Origin of the sequence: Pontibacter silvestris, assembly GCF_020907275.1 — a bacterium.
GTDB classification, from domain to species: Bacteria; Bacteroidota; Bacteroidia; order Cytophagales; family Hymenobacteraceae; genus Pontibacter; species Pontibacter silvestris.
The window spans coordinates 1-1,333 of sequence record NZ_JAJJWI010000078.1; the positions used below are offsets into that span (position 1 = coordinate 1).

Annotated in this window: 1 protein-coding gene; it reads right to left on the reverse strand. The window is 50.2% G+C overall.

Translation table 11 applies throughout. From position 1 onward, the window contains the following. Positions 1-42: 42 nt before the first annotated feature. Complete coding sequence (locus LN995_RS21615) at positions 43-1,248, reverse strand: IS256 family transposase (protein WP_229963174.1); 1,206 nt, start codon at positions 1,246-1,248, stop codon at positions 43-45. Positions 1,249-1,333: the final 85 nt, after the last annotated feature.

Sequence of the window (1,333 nt, forward strand, 5' to 3'; positions counted from 1 at the left end):
GGCAGTATCTCAAGAACTGTGTAAATGGGTTCGGGCTTGGATTTAGAATTTACATCTGTCGGGGAATAAAGTTACGAACTGGTTGAGAATAATGCCCCAGTTTCGCTGCGGCTGTGTCCATTTCTTTGTTATCTCCCGCAGGGCCAGAAAAACGGCTTTTTTAACTGAGTTATCATCTGGAAAAGCTCCCTTGCTTTTGGTGTACTTGCGTATCTTGCCGTTGATGTTTTCAATCAGGTTGGTGGTGTAGATGATGCTGCGGATTTCAAGCGGAAAATCAAAGAAGACCGTCAGCTCCTGCCAGTTTGCCCGCCAGCTTTTGATGGCATAGGGGTACTTGCTGCCCCAGACCTGCTCAAACCGCTCCAGTTCTACCAATGCCATTTCCCTGGTAGGAGCATTATAAATAGCTTTCATGTCGGAGGCAAAAGCTTTCTTGTCCTTCCATACCACATAGCGGCAGGAGTTTCTTATCTGGTGCACCACACATACCTGAGTGGCAGCCTGAGGAAAGACACTTTTGATGCCTTGGGCAAAGCCGTTGAGGTTGTCGGTGCAGGTGATGAGGATATCCTCTGTTCCCCTGGCCCTGATGTCTGTGAGCACGCTCACCCAGAAAGCAGCACTCTCGCTCTCGGAGAGCCACATGCCCAGCAGTTCCTTTTTCCCTTGTTGGTTGAGTCCCACAGCGAGGTAGATGGTCTTGTTGATGACCTTGCCGTTGTGTCTGACCTTGAAGACCATGCCATCCATCCAGACAATGCAGTAGAGCGGTTCCAGTGGCCTCTGCTGCCACTCCAGGATATCCTCACTCACTTTGTGGGTGATAGCAGAGACCGCAGACTCGGAGAGGTTGAAGCCGTATAGTTCACGTAGCTGTTCTTCAATATCACGGGTGCTCATGCCTTTGGCGTAGAGGGAGATGACCAGTTCTTCAATGCCTTCTGCCAGGCCACGGCGCTTGGGCACAAGCACAGGTTCAAAAGTAGAGGCTCTGTCACGAGGCACTTCTATCTCTACTTCTCCGTACTTGCTTTTGAGTTTCTTGCTGGTCTTGCCGTTGCGGGAGTTGCCGCTGTTTCTTCCTTCAGCAGCATGTTTCTCATACCCCAGGTGCTGGTCCAGCTCCGCCTCCAGCATGCGCTCTGTGCCGCGCACGTAGAGCTCTTCAAGAAAGGAATTGAAGTCTTTCGAGTCCCTGAACTGCTTGAGGAACTCAGAGGTGAGAAGGTCGTCTTTGCTTATCATAACTGTGTCTATGGTTTATGAAGTTAATAAAAAAGGTCCGAACTTGCGCCCGAACCTCCATTTACACAGTTCTTGAGATATTGCC

Coding starts and splice junctions, on each gene's coding strand:
- LN995_RS21615 (WP_229963174.1), bottom strand. CDS start 1,248: ATGATAAGCAAAGACGACCTTCTCACCTCTGAGTTCCTCAAGCAGTTC.